This window comes from Pseudarthrobacter sp. CCNWLW217, from assembly GCF_037203985.1.
Lineage (GTDB): Bacteria > Actinomycetota > Actinomycetes > Actinomycetales > Micrococcaceae > Arthrobacter.
Genome location: NZ_JBBCBT010000045.1, coordinates 1 through 1,459, shown reverse-complemented (window position 1 = coordinate 1,459; position 1,459 = coordinate 1). Strand labels below are relative to the sequence as shown.

Genomic DNA, 1,459 nt, shown 5'->3' with positions numbered 1-1,459 from the left:
GGGTTGGCGATGACGGGGGCGGTGCCGGTGAAGCCGTCGCGGGTTTCGGCGATTTCGCGGATGCGGTTGCGGCAGGCGTACCAGCCGGCGACCATGAGGGCGGAGGCGATGGCGGTGACGAGCATGGTCAGGGGTGAGTCGATGAAGACCATGATCAGGACGCTGATCAGGAAGAGCAGGGAGAGGTAGCCGGTGTAGGGGGCGCCGAACATCCGGAAGGAGGGGCGGGTCAGCCAGCCTTTGTCGGCCCAGCGTTTGAGCTGGATCTGGCACAGGACGATGGTGGCCCAGGTCATGATGATGCCTACGGAGGCGACGTTGAGGACGATTTCGAAGGCCTGGGCCGGGACGAGGTAGTTCAGCGGGACTCCCAGGAGGGACACCCCGGCGGTGATGGCGATCCCGCCGTAGGGGACGCCTGCTTTGTTCATGCGGGAGGCGAACTTGGGGGCGGAGCCGTTCACGGACATGGAGCGCAGGATCCGGCCGGTGGAGTACAGGCCGGCGTTCAGGGAGGACAGGGCGGCGGTGAGGACCACGAGGTTCATGATGACGTCCACGCCCTGGATGCCGATGGAGCCGAAGAACGTCACGAACGGGCTGACGCCCTTTTCGTAGGAGGTGTAGGGCAGCAGCAGGGCCAGCAGGATCACGGAGCCGACGTAGAACACGGCGATGCGGAAGACCACGGAGTTGATGGCCTTGGGCATGATCTTTTCCGGGTTTTCGGTCTCGCCGGCGGCGGTGCCGACCAGTTCGATGGAGGCGTAGGCGAATAGGACGCCCTGCATCAGGATGATCATGGGCAGCAGGCCGTTGGGGAAGATCCCGCCGTTATCGGAGAGCAGGCTCAGGCCCACCTGCTGGCCGTCCACGGGGGTGCCGAAGATGACGAAGTAGGTGCCCACGACCAGGAAGATGACCAGGGCCGCGACCTTGATCAGGGCGAACCAGAATTCCATCTCGCCAAAGACCTTGACCGAGACCAGGTTCAGGGCCAGGACCACGACCAGGGCGATCAGCGCCCAGGCCCACTGCGGGACGGCCGCCATCCAGGGGATGTAGTTGCCGAAGAAGTTCATGTACAGGGCCGCGGCGGTGATGTCCACGATGGTGGTCGTGGCCCAGTTGATCCAGTAGAACCAGCCCGAGACGAACGCGGCCTTCTCACCGAAGAACTCCCTCGCGTAGGACACGAACGAGCCCGAGGAAGGCCGGTGCAGGACCAGTTCGCCCAACGCCCGCAGGATCAGGAACGCGAAGAACCCGCACACGGCGTAAGCGATGACCAGCGACGGGCCCGCGGCGTTCAACCGGCCGCCCGCACCAAGGAACAACCCGGTCCCGATCGCACCGCCAATCGCGATCATCTGGATCTGCCGGGGCTTGAGGTTCTTGTGATAACCCTTATCCTCCGCATGCAACGCCGACTCACTGGCATGCGCATGCCCGCCGTCGA

General features: G+C 64.6%; 1 protein-coding gene. It reads right to left on the bottom strand.

Annotated features, from left to right (window positions below):
- Positions 1-1,459: amino acid permease (locus V9L18_RS21950; RefSeq protein WP_337349261.1), on the bottom strand; the 1,459-nt coding region annotated here is incomplete at both ends.